The organism is Rothia sp. HMSC061E04, assembly GCF_001813685.1.
Classification (GTDB): Bacteria; Actinomycetota; Actinomycetes; order Actinomycetales; family Micrococcaceae; genus Rothia; species Rothia mucilaginosa.
Window position 1 is genome coordinate 141,987 of sequence record NZ_KV813697.1, and the last position, 17,847, is coordinate 159,833.

Sequence of the window (17,847 nt, forward strand, 5' to 3'; positions counted from 1 at the left end):
TATCTCATTCTACCCCAGTACAGCGGAAAGTGAGATGACGAGACCACCAATTACCAAATAGAGAGCCCCAAGTCACCCTTTTCTCACGCACTGGGCACCAAACCCACAGGCCACAGCACCAAAAACGCAATCAGCCCGCGCCACCAACCAGCTACTCACCGCACGGTCTACTCGCCGCCCAGCCTACTCACTACTTAGCGGCGGCAGGTAGCGCTCGCACACCTGCAACAGGCGCTCACGCAGCTCAATCGAACGCTCCGACAGCTCACGCTGAATCCGCACGTACTCAGCCTTACCCTCGGTCGTCTCCACCGGAATCGGTTCGTATCCCCAGTCGCGAATATCGTAGGGGGCTGCGCGCATATCCAGTTCGCGCGCATCCCACGCCAGGTCGAAACAATCCATGACCAGAGTCGAATCAACCAGCGGAAGCAGCTTATACGCCCATTTGTACACGTCCATATTCGCGTGCAGGCACGCGGGCTGCTCCAGCACGCGCTGCGTCTCGCGGGTCGGCTGCAGCTCGTTCATCGGCGCAGCCTGCGGCATGAAGAAACGGAACGCATCAAAGTGCGAGCAACGGATGCGGTGCTCCTCCACCACGCGGTCCGTACCCTCCGCACCCAGGCGCAGTTCCAGGTAGTCGTGGCGGATATTGTTCTCCACCGACTTGTACGCCATCGCCCACTCGTGCATGCCGAAGCAACCAAACTGACCCTTCTTTGCCGCGGTGTTGCGCAGGATCTCGTGGGTGAAGGCGAGGGCGGTAGCGCGGCGCTCCACAAAATCGGTGACGTCCACCGTGACGGCGGATGCGGCGTCCGCCTGGGCACGCGCAACCTCGGGGGTGCAGCCTGCGTCAAGGAGCTCCTGCTCGGTTGCGGGTCGGTAGAAACGCCAGGAGGCGCGCTCGGGCGCATCCAGCAGAATGACACCGGCGCCGGGATGCCAGCGCTTGAACTGGCCGGGCTTGAGTGTGTAGTAGGTGAAGAGGAAGTCTTCCACGGGGTGCACTTCGTGGCGGGCGCGACGCTGCGCAAACGGGTCGGCGTAGCGGCCGGCACACGCCTCATGTGCTGCCTCTGCGGCACGCCATTGGCGGGCATCCATCACCTGGGAAAAAACAACACTACTCATGCTTCTAGGGTAGAGCACCCGCACGCCCACAAATACACAGACAAAAGGGAGGGGCGGCGCCGGATCAAACCAGCACCGCCCCTCCCGAAGCGTACAGCTCACAAACGAGCTAAACCCTAGCGGCCAGTACCACCGTAAACAGTAGCCTCACCCTCAGCATCCAGACCGAACGCAGTGTGCACCGCACGAACAGCCTCATCCAGCTTGCTCAGCTCAGTAATCACCGAAATACGAATCTCAGACGTCGAAATCATGTCAATGTTCACGCCAGCAGTCGACAGCGCATCGAAGAAAGTGAACGAAACACCCGGGTTAGTCTTCATGCCCGCGCCAACCAGCGATAGCTTACCCACAGACTCGTTGTAAATAACCTCCTGGAAGCCCAGCTCAGCCTGCGCAGCCTTCAGCGCCTTCAGCGCAGCATCGCCCTGAGCCTGATCCAGAGTGAAGGAAATATCGGTCACGTTCGGGCGGTCAGTCGGCACGTTCTGAACAATCATGTCCAGGTTAACCTTCGCCTCGTTGAGCAGACCGAACACCTTCGCTGCCGAACCGGGAACATCCGGAACACCAACAACGGTAATCTTCGCCTGGCTACGATCGTGTGCAACACCAGAAATCAGGGGCTGTTCCAAGGGAATCTCCTTCAGATGGGTGGGGGTCAGTTCCGCGGAGTCCTCCGGGATTACAATGGTGCCTTCAAGGTTCGAGAACGAAGAACGCACGTGAAGCTTCAAATTAAAACGGCGAGCATACTCGACACAGCGCAGGTGCAGAATCTTCGCACCGTTCGCCGCCATCTCCAGCATCTCTTCACTGGTGACAGTATCCAGCTTATGCGCGGTCGGAACGATACGCGGGTCGGCAGTGAACACGCCGTCCACATCCGAGTAAATCTCGCACACATCAGCCTTCAGAGCAGCAGCCAGAGCAACAGCGGTCGTATCAGAACCGCCACGACCCAGAGTCGTAATATCACCGCTCTGACGGTGAACACCCTGGAAACCAGCAACAATCGCAATATTGCCAGCTTCAATCGACTCACGGATACGCTCCGGGTTGACCTCCACCAGACGTGCAGAACCGTGCACGCCGTCGGTAATCATGCCAGCCTGAGAACCGGTGAAAGACTGGGCCTTAGCACCCAGGTCGTTAACAGCCATCGACAGGATGGCAGTCGAAATGCGTTCACCGGCAGTCAGCAGCATGTCCAGCTCACGGGAAGGAGTGACATTGCTGGTGACCTCTGCGGCAAGGTCGAGCAGCTCATCGGTGGTGTCACCCATAGCGGACACCACGACGACCACATCGTTACCTGCCTTCTGAGTGTCCACGATGCGGCGGGCAACGCGCTTAATACCCTCCGCATCCGCTACGGAGGAACCGCCGAACTTTTGGACGATCAGGCTCATAGAATTCTCCAGGTCAGTTACTTGTGTGCCACCGGCAGACGCCGGCTCCTCATTTATAGTAGACGGCGTTCAGTGCAAGCGGCGAACTGTGCACCCGTATGTATTGCCCCGTGAAATATTACGTAGTATTACGCGGTGGTGACGCGGGATGCTGAGGCGGGCACAGCACGCCCGCGGAGGCTAGTTTTTAGGTCCACGGGTTCACGTACGTGACACCCGGCAACGGCGGAACATCCGGCTTCGGGGTGCGCAACGGGGCGTTCTGAATCGAGCGGATCTTCTCCTCATAGTCCGGGGTGCGGAACACCTCCGGCGCATCATCTGCCTGCTCGGCTACGGGTGCCTCAACCGGTTCGGAGGCGGCGCTCGCCGGAGCCTCCTCGCCGGAGTCTTCACCCAGGTCGGGGGTTGCTTCTGCTTCTGCGGATTCAAGTGTAGAGCCCGCATCGGAATCGGTGGGGGAGCCCTCACGGCGGGATTCCTCGTTACCGGATTCCTTGTCGCCTGATTTCTCAGCCTCCTGCAGAACCTGCTCAATCAGCTGCTCATCCACCGTGCCCTGCACACCCTCAGCGGCGGGCGCCTCCGTGCGGGAGCCGGCAGAATCTTCAGAATCCAGGTCATCAAACATGCTCGAATTCCAGCGGCGACGACTCTGCTTCGCCTCCTGAGCCTGAACCTGAGCCGCCTGCTCACGCTCCTGCTCCTCCTCGCGGTTCACACGCTCAAAATCCTCGGCGGCAGTATGAGCCACCGCCGTGCCCTCGCTAATGACGCGGCGGCCCTCCAGCGCGCGGCCCAGGGTAATCTCGTCCGCGTACTCCAGATCGCCACCGACCGGAAGACCCGACGCCAGACGCGATAGGCGCACACCCAGCGGCACGAGCATGCGCGAGAGGTAGGTTGCGGTCGCCTCGCCCTCAAGGTTCGGGTCCATCGCCAGAATAATCTCCTGGATACGCTCATCCGCCAGGCGGGACACCAACTCACGAATACGCAGCTGCTCAGGCCCCACACCCGCCAGCGGGTTAATAGCACCACCGAGCACATGGTAGCGGCCGGTGAAAGAACGGGTACGCTCAATCGCCACCACATCCTTGGATTCTTCGACCACGCACAGCACGGACGGGTCGCGGCGCTCATCGCGGCAGATTGTGCACAGCTTCGTCTCGGAGACGTTACCGCACTCCTCGCAGAAGCTGACGCTGGTCTTCACCGTGGAAATGGCGTTGGCTAGGCGCGCCATATCGACAGCATCCGCATTCAGAATGTGAAAAGCGATGCGCTGAGCCGACTTGGGGCCCACACCCGGCAGGCGGCCGAGCTCGTCAATGAGGTTTTGAACTGCTCCCTCGTACATGGCTTCTCCTTCAGATGCGGTGCGTTGTGCTGGTGCGTTGGTGCGCTGTTCTTGGGCGACGTTATGAGTATGCACCCAACCCCTGACAGTTTAGGGGCGTATCGCGTAGCGAGTATGCGGCTGGAATGAGTGCGCCCGCCATCGGTGCGATGGCGGGCGCGGCACCTACAACCCCGGATTAGGGCTGGTGCAGGGGGCGTTCATCGATGACGGTGCCACCAATAATTTTTTCGATAGCGCGCAGACCGATGAAGGTGCTGTTTTCGACCTTCTCATCATCCTCAGAGACGTAGTCCTCATCGGATGCGGCGCGTGCCGGGCGAGCCGGTGCCACCGGTGCGCTAGGAGTCGGTGTGGCAGGTGCGTTAGAAGCCTGCGATGCCGGCTTCTCATCGCTTGCCGGAGCAGTATCGGCCGGAGCTGCCTGCGGTACCTCTGCCAACGGACCAGCCGGTGCGAGGGCGCCCACCGGGGCAACCGGAGTAACGAGGGGACCTGCCGGTGCTACAGGCTCAGCGGGCATTGCGGGTGCAGTCGGCATTGCGGCCGCAGCAGGTGCCTCAACCGGTTCAGTGTAGGCAGGCTCATCCTCAAAAGGGGGCTCCTCCTCATACGGAGGTTCCTCCGCGTGAGGAGGCTCCTGCGAGAACGGGGGTTCCTGTGCTTGCTGGGGTTCAGGAACGCCCTCCTGCTGCGGAACTCCACTACCGGAGGCAGCAAAGGAATCACGCTCACCAAAACCGCCCGCCGGAGCAGTCGGAACCTGCTGACCTGCCGGAACCTGTGGAGTAACCGGGGGCTCAGGCGCAAGCGGACCAGCCGGAGCCAGCGGCGCAGCCGGTGCAGCCGGGGCAACCTGCTGAGGTGCCTCCTCGGGGGCGCTCTGCGGAATCGGGGCAACCTCCCACGCGCCCAGGGGCGCATCCACGCTCGTGGACTCGGGGGTGTTTGCACCGGTCAGCGGCTGACCGTGGCGACGCCACGCATCCTCACCGCCGCGCGGACCATCAGCCAGAGGCGCCGGCTGAGCGGGGTACGGGGGAGTCTGCTGAACGGGCGGCTGAGGCGCCTGCGGGGCGGGAGCCGCCGGAGCCGCAGGCTGTGCCGCGGGCGCTGCAGGTTTGACCTGTGCGCCGGGCTTCGCCACCTGAGCGTGAATGGTCACCTGACGGCGCAGGAACTCACTCACGCGGGCGGTCAGCTCGGGCACAAAGCCCTTGACCGCGCGCAAAGTCGCAATGTCGGCGCTCACGTACAGGGTCGCGCCGTCCATGCGGGCGGGGCGAACCTTCATCAGCTGCTCCGCCGCACCCGGAACGCTCATTCGGTTAAGAATGGCACGCCAATTACCCTGAACCGCTGCCAGCGGATCGTTCGGGTTAAGCTTCAGAGGTGCGGAGGGGGTACCCGCCGCAGCGGCATCAGCTACAGAAGAAGCGGGGGTATCCGGTGTCGCCGGGGCGTTACCCGCCAGGGGAGCGCCAGCCGAAGCTGCAGGTGCCTGAGTTGCAGGGGCCTGCGCGGTCGGTGCCAAGGGGGCGGCGCTAAGGGGTGCGCCAGCCAGCGGGGGAGCACTCGGGCTGGCATGCTGAGAACTGTCCTGCTGAGGGGCAGAATGCGGGGCAGTCGCCTCCTGAGCAGGGGCGCTAGGAGTCTGCGCATTAGGCGCCTGAATCTGAGGAGCCGGGGTCTTAGGCGCCTGGGTCTTAGGAGTCAGGCCAGCCGCCACCATACCCGCCGCACGAGCAGCAGACATGCCGCCCTCCGCCGGAACCGAACTAGCAGTACCAGAAGCCACGCGACGCTCCAAAACCTGTAGGCGAGAAGCCAACGCCGCAACCTCCGCACCACCGGCAGAACCCTCCACAGCAGGCAGAAGCAGACGAGCACACAGCAACTCCAGCTGAAGCTGCGGATTCGCCGCACCCGTCATACCATTCAGAGTCTCATTCGCCGTACCCGCAGCAACCGTCAGCTCACGCTCGCCCAAAGCCTGAGCCTGCTGAGCCAAACGCTCCAACTGATCCTGCGGAACACCCTGCAAAATCTGGCCGGCAGCCTGTGGAACAGCCTTCACCACAATCAAATCACGCAGACGCTCCAGCAGATCCTCCACAAAACGGCGAGGATCCTGACCGGTAGCCACCACACGAGATACCGCACCAAAGAGAGTCGGCGCATCCTTCGCACCCAATGCCTCAATGACCTCATCCAGAAGCTGCGCGTGGGTATAACCCAGCAGCGCCACCGCACGGTCATACTCAATACCGTTCTGCGAAGACGCACCAGCCATCAGCTGATCAAGAATCGACAGCGAATCACGCACCGAACCGCCACCAGCACGAATCACCAGCTGCAACACACCCGGTTCAACCGGCACCTGCTCCTGATCGCACAGACCCTGCAGGAACGGCAGAAGAACCTCCGGCGGAACCAGACGGAACGGGTAATGGTGAGTACGCGAACGAATCGTACCCAGCACCTTATTCGGCTCAGTCGTCGCGAAGATAAACTTCACGTGCTCCGGCGGCTCCTCCACAATCTTCAGCAGCGCATTGAAACCCTCACGGGTCACCATATGCGCCTCATCAATAATGAAGATCTTGTAACGGTCACGGACCGGTGCCAAAGTAGCGCGCTCACGCAAATCACGGGCATGATCCACACCGCCGTGGCTCGCCGCATCCATCTCAATCACGTCAAGAGAACCGCCACCATCACGCGAGAGCTCACGGCACGAATCGCACACACCACACGGAGTAGGAGTCGGACCCTGCGCACAGTTCAAGCAACGCGCCAAAATACGCGCCGACGTGGTCTTACCACAACCACGCGGACCCGAAAACAGGTACGCGTGATTCACACGGTTCTTCTCCAAGGCGACCATAAGAGGTTCGGTCACGTGCTCCTGCCCGATAACCTCAGCAAAGGTTTCGGGGCGATAACGACGATAAAGGGCAGTGCTCACGGCAACCTCTTCAACTCGGGGGTGCGGATAGGACAATCCCTACCATTTTAGACGCTTTACCCCCGGCCCGAGTGGCCGACAGTCACCGGTGAACACGCCACCACACCACCGCCACCGTGACGCCTACCATGGACGCTTACCCGGGTGGCAAGGTACGCCCACAGAAATACCGCGGACGCGCCGAATTCCCAAGAACCCAAAAATCCGGTACACTGGTTCTTGCCTCTTACGTGGCGTTATCTTGGAAAACTCCCCCAGGACCGGAAGGTAGCAAGGGTATTCGAGCTATGACGGGTGCGTAGGAGGTCTTTTTTACCCAAAAAACGGGTAACTACATAGTCATGCACCCGTCTATGCACTGCGTGCCCGCTCCGCTGGCGCTCCGCCCAAAAACAGGGGCACGAGCATCCATAAATGTGCTTTCTGTTACTTTTCCCATCTAGGGCTTGCATGCTTCGCAAAAGCATAGTAAAGTTTTATTCGTTGCCTACGCAATGCGTAGAAAACATAGCTGGAGGATTCGCCTAGCGGCCTATGGCGCACGCCTGGAACGCGTGTTGGGTTAACAGCCCTCGGGGGTTCAAATCCCCCATCCTCCGCCACCGATCCCCGGTCTTAGATTCTAAGACCGGGGATTTTTTATACCCCTTGGTACTATTTCTTCAGAACCCCACGGTTACATCAGAACCTCACGGTTACACGTGCCGCCGAGGCGCCCCATACCTGCAGAAAGCACCACCATGATCTTCAAAAAAGTAGGCGACAGTCGCCCCTACCCCCAGCACGGCATGACCCACGCCGACTGGGGAGGAATCCCGCCGCAGCAGGTACGCCTCGACACCCTCATCACCACCCAAAAAACCCTCAACCTCGAGACCCTACTCGCCGAAGACTCCACCTTCTACGGCGACCTCTTCCCGCACGTGGTCAAATGGGGAGGCGAACTCTACCTCGAAGACGGCGTGCACCGCGCACTGCGTAACGCCCTGCACTGCCGCGCCGTCATGTACGCGCGCGTACTGGACCTGGACTCCATCTCCCCGGCACTGTTTCCCGGCGCGTAAAAACCCACCCGAATACAGAAAATGCCGCGGACCGATGCGAGAAGCATCAGGTCCGCGGCATTATATGTCGCTATTCAGCCCGCTAAACCATTAGGAAGCGACCTTCAGGTTTGCCTCCTGCACCGGAGACTGCTCAGGCAGAGACTCCTCGGAGTCCAGACGAACAGGGTTACCTTCGGCATCGAAACGTGCACCCAGACCCATCTGAATAAAACGGATAGTATTCAGAATCTGGCGCTCACGGGTTTCCTCATCCGGTGCATCCTCGGCGCGACCGGCGCTTGAAGAGAGGGAACCGTGCACGAGCATCGCCAGTTCGCGAATGTCGTTCTTCGGAATGTAGTTCTCGGCAATGGCGGCAGAAAGAATATGCGCGAGCACCATCTGTAGCTCGTGAACGTGCTTGCCGAGCTTCGCGTAGGACTCGGGGGAGAGCATGGAGCGCATCGCAGGGCCCGGAGGCAGGTGGCGGCGCGCCAGGTCGTTGATCTGCAAGCGAATGTAGACCGCGAGCTGGTCAATCGGGTTTTCGATACCCTCCAGGCCGACGCGCAGCTCGTTGAGGAAGCGTTCGGTCTCGTCCAGGGCGTAGGCGACCAGCAGTTCGCCCATGTCGGCAAAGTAGTTGTAGACCGCGGTGCGGCCGATGCCGGCGTTCTTGGCGACGTCGGTCATGGTCAGGCCGGAGAGGCCGCGGTTGTAGAGGATCTCGCCGAAGGAGTTGAGGATGGCGCGCTTGGTGTTTTCGCGCTGGGCGGCGTTGGTTGCTGCAGAAATACGGGGCATAGTGACACTCTACCCCAAATCGTCAGCAAATGACGAATTTATCGAATGTGTCACCAAGAAATTTGCCCAATCCATGCGAATTTTCACAAATATGACAGAACGACCGGCACTACAAGAAGCCCAAACGCGTAGCCGCCGCCAAATCAGCACCCACCAACGACGCAATCGGATACCCCGTATGGCCACGCCCCGGAGTCACCTGCAACAAAGTCCGCGCCCCCAAACCCTCGTAGAACGCGCTACCCTCCTGCACCGCAATCCGCGCCGACCAACTCCCCTCAGAACTCGTCGCCATACGCCACCGACCCGACGGCGAACGCCCATCCAGCACACCCACATGCCAGCTCATCAACAGATGCGCATGCGAAGAAGGATTCAGCGCAGCCCGTTCACGCACCCGAACCGGCACGCCGTCAGCACCGCCTCCACCGATGAAGGTCGCGCCGCCTCCTCGAATCCAGTCAATATCGTGCGACAACAGCTCGTAGCTGAGAAACTCCGCACCGCCCGAATAACCCGCAAGCCAGACGCGGCTCATATCCACCTTGTACGCCAGGGCAATCTCCTCAATGAGGGCGCGAACCATCCTGCCGTTCGAGCGGGCACGAACCCACCAGTTATAGGTCAGCGGAGGCGCATAAGAATCACCATCGGCCAGCCGCGGCTCCCGCAAACTACCCGGCGACAGCACCGGCACCGACAGCAAGTTGAACTCAGCCGCCACCTGCGCCAACTCGGTACGCAACGGGGAGTCACGGCGCAACAGGCGGCTACCCACACGGGAGAGATGGTCGCCATCAAAATAGAACAGCACACCGGGCGCAGACTCAGACTCGGACAGAAGGTGCAGGTTGTCGACCCGATAGTAGATATTGCGCCCGCGATGCGTAAACGACCGGTAGCCGAGCAGCTCAGACGAAGCCAGAAACATCGGCTCCAACAGGGAAAGACCGGTGCGCACAGCCTGCGCCGCATAGGTGACCAGCGGATGCAGACGCGGAATATGCGCGCTCAGCCGCCGCTGGTTACGGTGCCGCCGCCTCCGCGCTCGCCGTATAGAGCCCCGAATCGAGCGGCGCACCGAGGCACGCAGCGCACGCCCCGCCTCCAGCGGGGACGCCACCTGCCCGGTACGGTGAGCTCCGCTGCGGTGAACTCTGCGGATCAGACTCTTCATATCTCCATTGTAGGTGCGGGGGTTCTACTGCCGCCGGGATGAGGAGGGTCCGCAGGCACCCGCACCGGATAGCCGGACGGATATAGCGTCCACACTCTTGAACGAAGCCCACAAACCTGCCGCCGGCACGGCATATAGGTACTATTAGATAGGCTCGGGTGGCAGACGAGCCGGTGAGTAGCGCCCTGCATAGCGTGCTCACCCACCACGCGTGAGGGCTCGTACCTTACGTGAAGAAACACATCGCATGAAGAAAGACTTGGGGAAAGTAATGGCTAAACCCGTTAGCGAATCTAAGGCTCAGACGAGCACCGTTACGGTGCCCTGGGCTGGTCGCCGCGGCTACTTTGATCTGCTGCTGGGCGCATCCTGCGTCATCCTGATCATTTCGAATATTGGTGCAACCAAGGGCGTGGAGTTCGGTCCGCTGCCCTTCGAACTGCCCCTCATTGGTAACACCATCGTCACCGACGGTGGTTTCTTCCTTTTCCCTCTCGCCTACGTTATTGGCGACCTTCTTTCTGAGGTGTACGGCTTCAAGCGTGCCCGCCGCGCGATTGTGGCCTCCTTCGCCTCAGCCGCTTTTGCTGCCCTGTGCTTCCTGCTGATCGTGCACCTGCCCGCTGCGAGCTTCTACACCGGCCAGGAGGCGTTCGCGCAGGTTCTCGGCCCGGTTTGGCAGATTTTTGCGGGCTCCCTGCTCGGTTACCTCTTCGGTCAGACCCTGAACGCCTGGGTCATGGTGGCAATGAAGAAGGCAAGCAAGGGCCGTTTCCTGTGGCTGCGCATGATCGTCTCCACCCTGGTCGGTGAGCTGCTCGATACCGTCATCTTCTGCTCCATTGCGGCACCGGTGCTCGGCATCTCCACCATGGAAGCATTCATCAACTACGTACTGATCGGCTATATCTACAAGTGCCTGGTCGAGGTGATCCTCATGCCGATCAGCTACCCGATCATTGGTTGGTTCAAACGTCACGAACTCGAGTACGTGGCATAAGCTAACCTCCTGACAGCTGATGTGCAGAGCCGCCCGGCCTAACGACCGGGCGGCATTGCCATTTCAGCTTTATTCAATACACAGCATGTCTAAGAAAGAGATACGTTATGTCTAAACTGCAGGGGAACACCCCCGAGCAGTCGGAGAAGAACGACTCGTTGAATCGTTCCCTCTCCCACGGCCAGTTGACCATGATTGCGATGGGCTTGGCGCTGGGTACGGGCCTGTTCCTGGGCTCCTCCTCCGCCATTAAAATTGCGGGCCCCAGCGCAATCCTCTCTTACGCTATTGGTTCGATGATTGCGGCAACCATTGCTGCGTGCGCGGGCGAAATGTCCGTGCGTCACCCCGTCCAGGGCGGTTTCGGCACCATTGCGAGCCGATACCTGAACCCCTTTAGCGGCTACCTGACTCGCTGGGCGTATTGGGCGTGCACCGTGCCGCTGGCTGGTGCTGAGCTGGTGGCGGTTGGCCACTACATGGCGTACTGGTTCCCGGACGTTCCCCTGGCTGTGTTCGTTGCTCTCTTCGGTGCGATTATTCTGGTGCTGAACCTGGTGAGCGTGAAGTCCTTCGGCGCCCTGGAGTTCCTGCTCTCTTCGATTAAGGTTTCTGCCGTCATCGTGTTCATGGTGATTGGTGTACTGCTGGTGTTCGTGGGTCTGCCCGGTCACACTGCGGTGGGTACCGCAAACCTCGTGAATGACGGCGGCTTCCTGCCTAACGGCCCGGCATCCATCTGGATTTCGATGGCTGTTGTCATGTTCTCCTTCGGCGGTGTGGAAATGATTTCCCTCTCCGCAGCGGAGGCGAAGGACCCGGCACGCTCGGTGGCAACCAGCGTGAAGGCAATGATTTGGCGCCTGTCCACCTTCTACGTGGTGTCCATGGCAATTATTCTGTGCCTGGTGCCCTGGCAGACCGCCGCACAGAACTCGGAGCTGACCGAGTCGCCGTTCGTGCTCGTCTTCTCTGAACTGGGTATCCCCTTCGCAGCGGACATCATGAACTTTGTGGTGCTCGTTGCTGCGCTCTCTGGCGCTAACGCCTCCCTGTATGCGGCAACCCGCCTGCTGCACGCCCTGGGCTCTGACCGCATGGCTCCCGCAGTGGCTGCCCGCACCTCCTCGCGCGGCGTACCGGTCGTGGCTCTGCTCATCTCCTTCACCGGCGTTGTCGTGGCAACCGTGATGGCTGTTGCCAAGATTGGCGACATCTTTGCCCTGCTCATGGCGCTGGTGACCCTGTGCATCCTGATTGTGTGGATCATGATTCTGCTGACCTACCAGGCGTACAAGAAAGACCAGAAGGACGCCTCCTCTTTCATCGTGCTGGGTGGCCGCGTCACCGCTGGTCTTGCCCTGGCGGGTGTTCTGGCGACCCTGGCGGCAATGTTCATGCTGCCCGGCTCGGGTGTTCAGGAATCGATCATGGTCGGCATCGTCTTCTTCGTGCTGATTTCTATTGGCTACGCCATCTCGTCGAAGGTTCAGGGCGGCTACAAGCGCCCCGATTTGGACGCTATGCATGCCGACGAGAACACCAGCGTGGCACAGCACTAAATAGCGTGAAAGCCTCGCGAGGCTAAAACATAAAAGGCACCGGATGGGGGGAGCACCCCCGTTCGGTGCCTTTTCGCTTTTGTACCCTAGAAGGCGCTGTTCTGAGCGGTGTGAGTGTGCCCGTAGAATAGTTAACTATTCGTACCCATCAACGAGGCTAGAAGCCGCAGACGCCGGGTGCGAGCACACATTGCACATCACGCCCCTAAGGCGTACTGACGGAAGGCACCTTCGTGTCCCACAACGACGATACCCGCAGCCACGCTGCAGCGGGGACCGCCGGATCGCGCACCCTGAAGCGTTCTCTGTCTCACGGACAGATGACCATGATCGTGATGGGTTCCGCGCTCGGTACGGGCCTCTTCTTGGGTTCGGGCACCGCCATTGCGATGGTTGGTCCCGCGGTCATTCTCACCTACGCTATTGGTTCTGCGCTCGCTTCGGTGATTGGCGCGGCAACCGGTGAAATGGCGGTTCGCTACCCTGTCCGCGGCGGTTTCGGTACTATTGCTACCCGCTATCTGGGCCCCTTCGCGGGCTTTTTGACTCGCATCGCATACTGGACGGCTACTGTTCTGATTGCTGGCGTTGAGCTGGTGTCGGTGGCGACTTACCTGAATTATTGGTGGCCGCAGCTTCCGCTGTGGGCGGGTATTGCCGCGTTTGGTGTGGCGCTGATTGTGCTGAACCTGACCAGTGTGAAGTCTTTCGGCATGCTGGAGTTCTTCCTGTCTTCAATTAAGGTCATTTCGATTGTTGCCTTCCTGCTGGTGGGCCTGTGCCTGATTTTCTTCGGTCTGCCCGGCCACGCCGCGGTGGGTACCGCGAACCTCTTCAATGACGGCGGCTTCATGCCGAACGGTCTCCAGTCGGTATGGCTGTCGCTGGCTGTTGTGATGTTCTCCTTCGGCGGTATTGAGATGATCTCGATCTCTGCTGCGGAGGCGAAGGACCCCTCCCGTTCGGTGCGTTCCTCGGCGAAGGCGATGATGATTCGCCTGGCGACTTTCTACGTGCTGGCGGTGCTAATTGTTGTTGCTATCATTCCGTGGCGTTCGGCCTCGGGCATAGGCGATGCGGTGGATGCTTCCCCGTTCGTTCTGGTCTTTGAACAGCTCGGCATTCAGGGCGTGGCGCACTTCGTGAACTTTGTGGTGCTGATTGCGGCACTGTCGAGCGCGAACGCAAACCTGTACGCGGGTGCGCGTCTGCTGCACTCCCTGGCGGCTGACGGCATGGCGCCTCGCCAGCTGGCTCAGGTGAACCGTGCTGGCGTTCCGGCTCGCGCAGTGTGGGCGTCGACCAGCGGCATGGTCATTGCTATTCTGCTGGCGCTGTACAGCCCGAAGGAAGCGTTCCTCTCCATGATTTTCGTGATTATGGTGTGCGCGCTGACCGTGTGGGTTCTGATTCTGTTCGCCTACATCGTGTACAAGCGTGTTGAGCCTGCAGTCAATGGTTTCCGCCTGTGGGGTGGCCAGTTCACCGCGGCGGTTGGCGTTTTGCTGCTCTTCGCGGTGTGGGTTGCGCTCTTCATGGTGCGTGGTTCTATGGTTCCGGCAATTGTGGGTGTGGGCTACTTTGTGGTGTTGAGCCTGCTGTACTTTGCTCGTATCCGCCACACTCACGTGATTGATGAGCAGACCTTTGTGGAGGCTCAGCAGGCAACTGCCGAGTACGACACCATGAAGTACGACGCTGATCATGCCCTGGAGACTGCGGCGAAGCTGGGCCGTTAAGGTTCTGTGGCTGCCGTGAGGGTCGGTGTTGGGGCCTGCAGAGACTCCAACACAGTAATAAACGAAAAATACGGAAAATTTCTGGAATTCCTCGTAACAAAACCGTAAAAATGCAGTTGGCCCTCAGGGTGGGTCTATCATAGACAGTGAACCGTATGATCTTGTATGCGTTCAAATGTCTGTGTGTTGGATGAGGCTCGAAAGCATCGTAGCTTTCGAGCCTCATCGCTTTAACTACCAAATATATTTCTAGCCCCCGAATCATCATCAGCTGATTCATTTGCTGTACCTTGCGGATTCGTACGAATAGCCGCCTCACAGCGGCGGGGGAGTAGAGTTAAAACCATGCAAAGCCAGGAAAAGAACCGCGAAAACACCCCTGAAAAGACCCTCGCCTCTGAGGTCGGTACCACCGATGAACTGCTGGTGCACGTACCCGCACGCTGGGGCGATATGGATGCCTACGGGCACGTCAACAACGTTGCCATCCTCTCGGTCATGGAAGAAGCCCGCGTGGCGCTCTTCGGCCCGCCGCCCTCCTCCGGGCAGAAGCCCACCGTGGCACCGCAGCCTCCGATTCCGCTTTTCGACCTGGTTGCCGAGGGTGTGCAGGCGCTTATTGCCGAGCACGGCATCCGCTACCTGGCTCAGCTGCCTTACACTGGTGAGCCCGTGCCGGTGCGCCTGAGCGTGGAGAAGGTCAGCGCCGCATCCGTGCGTATTGGCTACTCGATTCTCTCCCCGGTGGACGGCCGCGAATGCGTGCGTGCCTTTACCGTGCTGGCGTTCTGGGATTCGGCTGTGGGGCGTTTGACCCGTCTGAGCCCCGAGCAGCGTGAGCTGTTGAGCTCCTACCTGCCGCAGAAGTTAGGGGTAGATACCGGTGCTCCGCTGTAATAAACCGGTCTTGAACGGGGTCAAGCGTATGCTTTAAATACCTTCTGCAAAGGGTGCAAAAGGTTCATTCCCGGGAGAGATAACAATGTCGTTTCACCACACTCAGGCAGGCCTCGCCAGCTGGGGGTGCCGCACGATGCGCGCCACCGGATGCGCTGCCGCCCTGCTCCTTGCTCTGACCGGCTGCTTTGGAGGTTCTCAGAGCGAAAACTCTTCGTCGAGCCCCAGCCCCTCCAGCACGGCTAACCACTCGCAGTACCCGCTCCCTTCCTCCACCGCGTCACCGACGAAGAAGACCGAACCGACCGTCACCGAGACCCAAGTGTCAGCCCCCGCAGAGAGTGCCGAGGCGAAGGCGTCTGAATCCTCCGCACCCGCTGAGGCGAAGGCAACCTCTGCCGCGAACCCTACCGCCGCTGAGACTCCCCGCGTGCCCGAAAAGGTGGAGGCTGAACGCGCCTCCGCCGGCGAGCGCTGCGGACACATCGGACGCAAGGGCTACCTGAAGACCGGCGCGGAAATCATGGTGCTGCGCGGTACCGTGGACTGCGCCCACGCCCTGGACGTGCTGACCGAGTACATCACCACCCCGCGTGCCGACGACAATCTGACCGAGCACCAGGTTGCGAAGGTTCAGGACGCCACCTGCTACTGGAACCCGCAGTACGCGATGGCTGAGAACCGTCGTGAGGATCGCGGCGCCCCCGAGTGCACTATCGGTGAGGATGTCGCCTTTGTGGCTCGTCTGGAAAACCCGGATGCTCCCCCGATTCCCTTCCTCATGGAGCCCTCCTACTACGATTCCGGTGCCGGCTACTACCGTTTCAAGAGCGATGACGAGCGCACCCTCTGCGAGCTGAACCCCGCGGATGGAACCCTGGTGTGCGAGCGCCGCACCGGTGAGCAGACCGGTGACGGTGCGGTCGGTCGTACTTTTGCAGGTCCGGTGGAGGTGACTCGCATGAACTTCCTGACCGGCGCTAGCGAGGTGAATACCGCGAATGACTCCTCGGCTCTGCACGCGGAAACCACCACCGCAAACACGAAGATGATGCACACCTGGGATGTGGTGACTGTGCCCGCTGCTGATGGTAATCAGCTGACCTGTTTCGGCGAGATTGAGAATAGCTCGATAAGCTGCCATGACGGAAACGGCCACACTATTCTGGTGCGTGGCAGGCACGAAGGCTAAACACCCGCGCCAGAGTCAATGAGTTGTGAAGAGCTAAGGAGGGGCTCCCCGCAATGCCGGGGAGCCCCTCCTTTCGTGCTCTTGGGGCTGCCTCGCGAGTTCTTGAGATGTCATATCCGTATAGCTGGCTCACAGGTAGCGTCTTTAGAATACTGGTTAGGAACCCGAACCGATGACGCAGAAAGGTCACCATGCATCCGGCACAGAAGCACCAGACTTCTACCCAGGCTCGTTCTACTACGCTCCGCACCGCTCAGCGCTACAGCCCCGTAGCGCTCGGTGCTACGCTCCTGCTGGCGCTGTCGGCATGCTCCGGAGGCGCTACCACCGCTTCCCCGAGCGCCACCGCAACCCCTAGCCCCAGCGCTACGAGCGCGAAGGCAACCGCCAGCCCCACCCGCACCGCAACGGTCACTGAAAGCACCCCGACTGCCGGTACCGTGCACACCCCCACCGCGGCGGCTACCGTGAGCCCCGGAACCATCACCACCGCAAGCCCCGCGGCGACTGGGCAGGCGAGCGCGGCTGCGAGCTCTTCTGCTTCGGCGAAGTCGAGTGCTTCGGCAAGCGCGTCGAGCACCGCAAGCTTGTCCAGCTCGGATGTTCAGTCTGCGGGCGGTAGCTGCGGCAGCATGGACGCTACCGGCTACCTGAAGCACAACGCTACGGTTCAGGTGACCTCGGGTGCGGTGGATTGCCTGTTTGCGCGTGAGTTGATCCGCCAGTTTGTGGTGCAGAACCCTGCCGAGGTGACCGATAAGGCGAATGGTGAGCGTACCGTCATGTCGGCGCGTTGCTACTGGAAGCCGGGCGACGGCGTGGATCGTGCTACCCCCGAGTGCGTGTCCCTGGATGGTGGCAGCACCGTCATTACCGTGAAGCTGACCAACTAGTTTACGACTCACACCCGGCAGGGCACACCCCAGAAGGAAACACCCCCGCAAGGCACGGGTATTAAACACAAGCGCCGCGTTGACGAATGATTCGTCAACGCGGCGCTTTCGTGTCTCGAAGCTATCTCAAGCAGCTGGCGCGGCGGGTTTTAGAACTCTCCGCGGGCACGGGCGGCGAGCACGTCATCCAGGCGGGCGAAGGTCGAACGCCAGGTGGTGCGCACCTCCTCGTGGACCGAGGCGGGCATGGGACCAATCTCAATGACGATGCGGGTACCGGAACCCACGCCGTCGGCGGTAATCACGGTTTCGGGGAAGAAACGGTGACGCTGGTACACCAGCACGCTACCGGGGTTGCCCAGGTGGTCGGGCAGCTGCTCGGCGTATTCGAGCTCCTTGAACGGTTCAATGCTCAAAAAGCGGCTCTGCAGAATGCAGGATACCGAGGGGTCAACCTCGTTGATCATGGACAGGCGCTGAATGCCGCCGACGACGGGCTCTACGACAACGTCGGTGGGGCGCACGTGCCAGCCGGCGGGGCCGTACCAGCGGACCAGCAGTTCGGGGTCCAGGTAGGCGCCAAAGACATCCTCGACCGGGGCTGCGATCTCGTGGTCGAAGACGAGAAGCTCCTCATCGGGAACATGAGTGATGCTCATA

At 60.6% G+C, this 17,847-nt stretch carries 14 protein-coding genes, 1 tRNA gene and 1 other RNA gene; 9 read left to right on the forward strand and 7 right to left on the reverse strand.

The window, feature by feature from the left end:
* Positions 1 to 183: 183 nt before the first annotated feature.
* From HMPREF2927_RS02660 to HMPREF2927_RS02675, 4 genes are all read right to left on the reverse strand, one after another.
* Positions 184 to 1,137, reverse strand: coding sequence for a 3-methyladenine DNA glycosylase (locus HMPREF2927_RS02660; RefSeq protein WP_070685271.1), 954 nt, complete (start codon positions 1,135 to 1,137; stop codon positions 184 to 186).
* A 116-nt stretch (positions 1,138 to 1,253) separates the two neighbouring features.
* Entirely contained in the window at positions 1,254 to 2,549 is a 1,296-nt protein-coding gene (locus tag HMPREF2927_RS02665; protein ID WP_070685273.1) for an aspartate kinase, read from the reverse strand.
* 187 nt (positions 2,550 to 2,736) lie between these two features.
* The gene (recR, locus tag HMPREF2927_RS02670) at positions 2,737 to 3,909 is read right to left on the reverse strand and encodes a recombination mediator RecR (RefSeq protein ID WP_070685274.1); all 1,173 of its coding nucleotides are present in this window, start codon (positions 3,907 to 3,909) and stop codon (positions 2,737 to 2,739) included.
* A 178-nt stretch (positions 3,910 to 4,087) separates the two neighbouring features.
* On the reverse strand, positions 4,088 to 6,877 hold the full coding sequence (locus HMPREF2927_RS02675) for a DNA polymerase III subunit gamma and tau (protein ID WP_070685275.1): 2,790 nt from the start codon (positions 6,875 to 6,877) through the stop codon (positions 4,088 to 4,090).
* 217 nt (positions 6,878 to 7,094) lie between these two features.
* Here HMPREF2927_RS02675 and ffs point away from each other — a divergent pair.
* The 3 genes from ffs to HMPREF2927_RS02690 all read left to right on the forward strand — a co-directional run bounded on the left by ffs (position 7,095) and on the right by HMPREF2927_RS02690 (position 7,941).
* Positions 7,095 to 7,191: signal recognition particle sRNA small type (ffs, locus tag HMPREF2927_RS02680), an RNA gene on the forward strand.
* Between the two features lie 199 nt (positions 7,192 to 7,390).
* Positions 7,391 to 7,479 (forward strand) — tRNA-Ser (locus HMPREF2927_RS02685).
* A gap of 138 nt (positions 7,480 to 7,617) precedes the next feature.
* Positions 7,618 to 7,941, forward strand: coding sequence for a type II toxin-antitoxin system VapB family antitoxin (locus tag HMPREF2927_RS02690; protein ID WP_070685277.1), 324 nt, complete (start codon positions 7,618 to 7,620; stop codon positions 7,939 to 7,941).
* Positions 7,942 to 8,031: 90 nt separating this feature from the next.
* On the opposite strand, the gene HMPREF2927_RS02695 is transcribed toward HMPREF2927_RS02690, so the two are convergent.
* On the reverse strand, positions 8,032 to 8,727 hold the full coding sequence (locus HMPREF2927_RS02695; RefSeq protein ID WP_049340301.1) for a TetR/AcrR family transcriptional regulator: 696 nt from the start codon (positions 8,725 to 8,727) through the stop codon (positions 8,032 to 8,034).
* 109 nt (positions 8,728 to 8,836) lie between these two features.
* Entirely contained in the window at positions 8,837 to 9,904 is a 1,068-nt protein-coding gene (locus tag HMPREF2927_RS02700; RefSeq protein ID WP_070685279.1) for an alpha/beta hydrolase family protein, read from the reverse strand.
* Positions 9,905 to 10,175: 271 nt separating this feature from the next.
* Between HMPREF2927_RS02700 and HMPREF2927_RS02705 the strand changes: the two genes are divergently transcribed.
* The 6 genes from HMPREF2927_RS02705 to HMPREF2927_RS02730 all read left to right on the forward strand — a co-directional run bounded on the left by HMPREF2927_RS02705 (position 10,176) and on the right by HMPREF2927_RS02730 (position 17,187).
* Entirely contained in the window at positions 10,176 to 10,904 is a 729-nt protein-coding gene (locus HMPREF2927_RS02705; RefSeq protein ID WP_070685281.1) for a queuosine precursor transporter, read from the forward strand.
* Positions 10,905 to 11,011: 107 nt separating this feature from the next.
* Positions 11,012 to 12,466 (forward strand): amino acid permease, encoded by a 1,455-nt coding sequence (locus HMPREF2927_RS02710; RefSeq protein ID WP_070685283.1) that lies wholly within the window; start codon positions 11,012 to 11,014, stop codon positions 12,464 to 12,466.
* Between the two features lie 233 nt (positions 12,467 to 12,699).
* A complete protein-coding gene (locus HMPREF2927_RS02715; protein WP_070685285.1) occupies positions 12,700 to 14,205 on the forward strand; it encodes an amino acid permease in 1,506 nt (501 codons plus the stop codon).
* Positions 14,206 to 14,550: 345 nt separating this feature from the next.
* Positions 14,551 to 15,102 (forward strand): acyl-CoA thioesterase, encoded by a 552-nt coding sequence (locus tag HMPREF2927_RS02720; RefSeq protein ID WP_083311148.1) that lies wholly within the window; start codon positions 14,551 to 14,553, stop codon positions 15,100 to 15,102.
* Positions 15,103 to 15,187: 85 nt separating this feature from the next.
* On the forward strand, positions 15,188 to 16,294 hold the full coding sequence (locus tag HMPREF2927_RS02725) for a phosphoglycerol transferase (protein WP_070685287.1): 1,107 nt from the start codon (positions 15,188 to 15,190) through the stop codon (positions 16,292 to 16,294).
* Positions 16,295 to 16,485: 191 nt separating this feature from the next.
* Positions 16,486 to 17,187, forward strand: coding sequence for a RodZ family helix-turn-helix domain-containing protein (locus tag HMPREF2927_RS02730; RefSeq protein WP_070685289.1), 702 nt, complete (start codon positions 16,486 to 16,488; stop codon positions 17,185 to 17,187).
* Between the two features lie 149 nt (positions 17,188 to 17,336).
* Here the strand turns inward: HMPREF2927_RS02730 and HMPREF2927_RS02735 are convergent, their stop codons facing one another.
* A complete protein-coding gene (locus HMPREF2927_RS02735) occupies positions 17,337 to 17,846 on the reverse strand; it encodes an SRPBCC family protein (RefSeq protein WP_070685291.1) in 510 nt (169 codons plus the stop codon).
* Between the last annotated feature and the right edge of the window lies 1 nt (position 17,847).

Coding starts and splice junctions, on each gene's coding strand:
- HMPREF2927_RS02730 (WP_070685289.1), top strand. CDS start 16,486: ATGCATCCGGCACAGAAGCACCAGACTTCTACCCAGGCTCGTTCTACT.
- HMPREF2927_RS02660 (WP_070685271.1), bottom strand. CDS start 1,137: ATGAGTAGTGTTGTTTTTTCCCAGGTGATGGATGCCCGCCAATGGCGT.
- HMPREF2927_RS02725 (WP_070685287.1), top strand. CDS start 15,188: ATGTCGTTTCACCACACTCAGGCAGGCCTCGCCAGCTGGGGGTGCCGC.
- HMPREF2927_RS02720 (WP_083311148.1), top strand. CDS start 14,551: ATGCAAAGCCAGGAAAAGAACCGCGAAAACACCCCTGAAAAGACCCTC.
- recR (WP_070685274.1), bottom strand. CDS start 3,909: ATGTACGAGGGAGCAGTTCAAAACCTCATTGACGAGCTCGGCCGCCTG.
- HMPREF2927_RS02705 (WP_070685281.1), top strand. CDS start 10,176: ATGGCTAAACCCGTTAGCGAATCTAAGGCTCAGACGAGCACCGTTACG.
- HMPREF2927_RS02695 (WP_049340301.1), bottom strand. CDS start 8,727: ATGCCCCGTATTTCTGCAGCAACCAACGCCGCCCAGCGCGAAAACACC.
- HMPREF2927_RS02690 (WP_070685277.1), top strand. CDS start 7,618: ATGATCTTCAAAAAAGTAGGCGACAGTCGCCCCTACCCCCAGCACGGC.
- HMPREF2927_RS02710 (WP_070685283.1), top strand. CDS start 11,012: ATGTCTAAACTGCAGGGGAACACCCCCGAGCAGTCGGAGAAGAACGAC.
- HMPREF2927_RS02700 (WP_070685279.1), bottom strand. CDS start 9,904: ATGAAGAGTCTGATCCGCAGAGTTCACCGCAGCGGAGCTCACCGTACC.
- HMPREF2927_RS02735 (WP_070685291.1), bottom strand. CDS start 17,846: ATGAGCATCACTCATGTTCCCGATGAGGAGCTTCTCGTCTTCGACCAC.
- HMPREF2927_RS02665 (WP_070685273.1), bottom strand. CDS start 2,549: ATGAGCCTGATCGTCCAAAAGTTCGGCGGTTCCTCCGTAGCGGATGCG.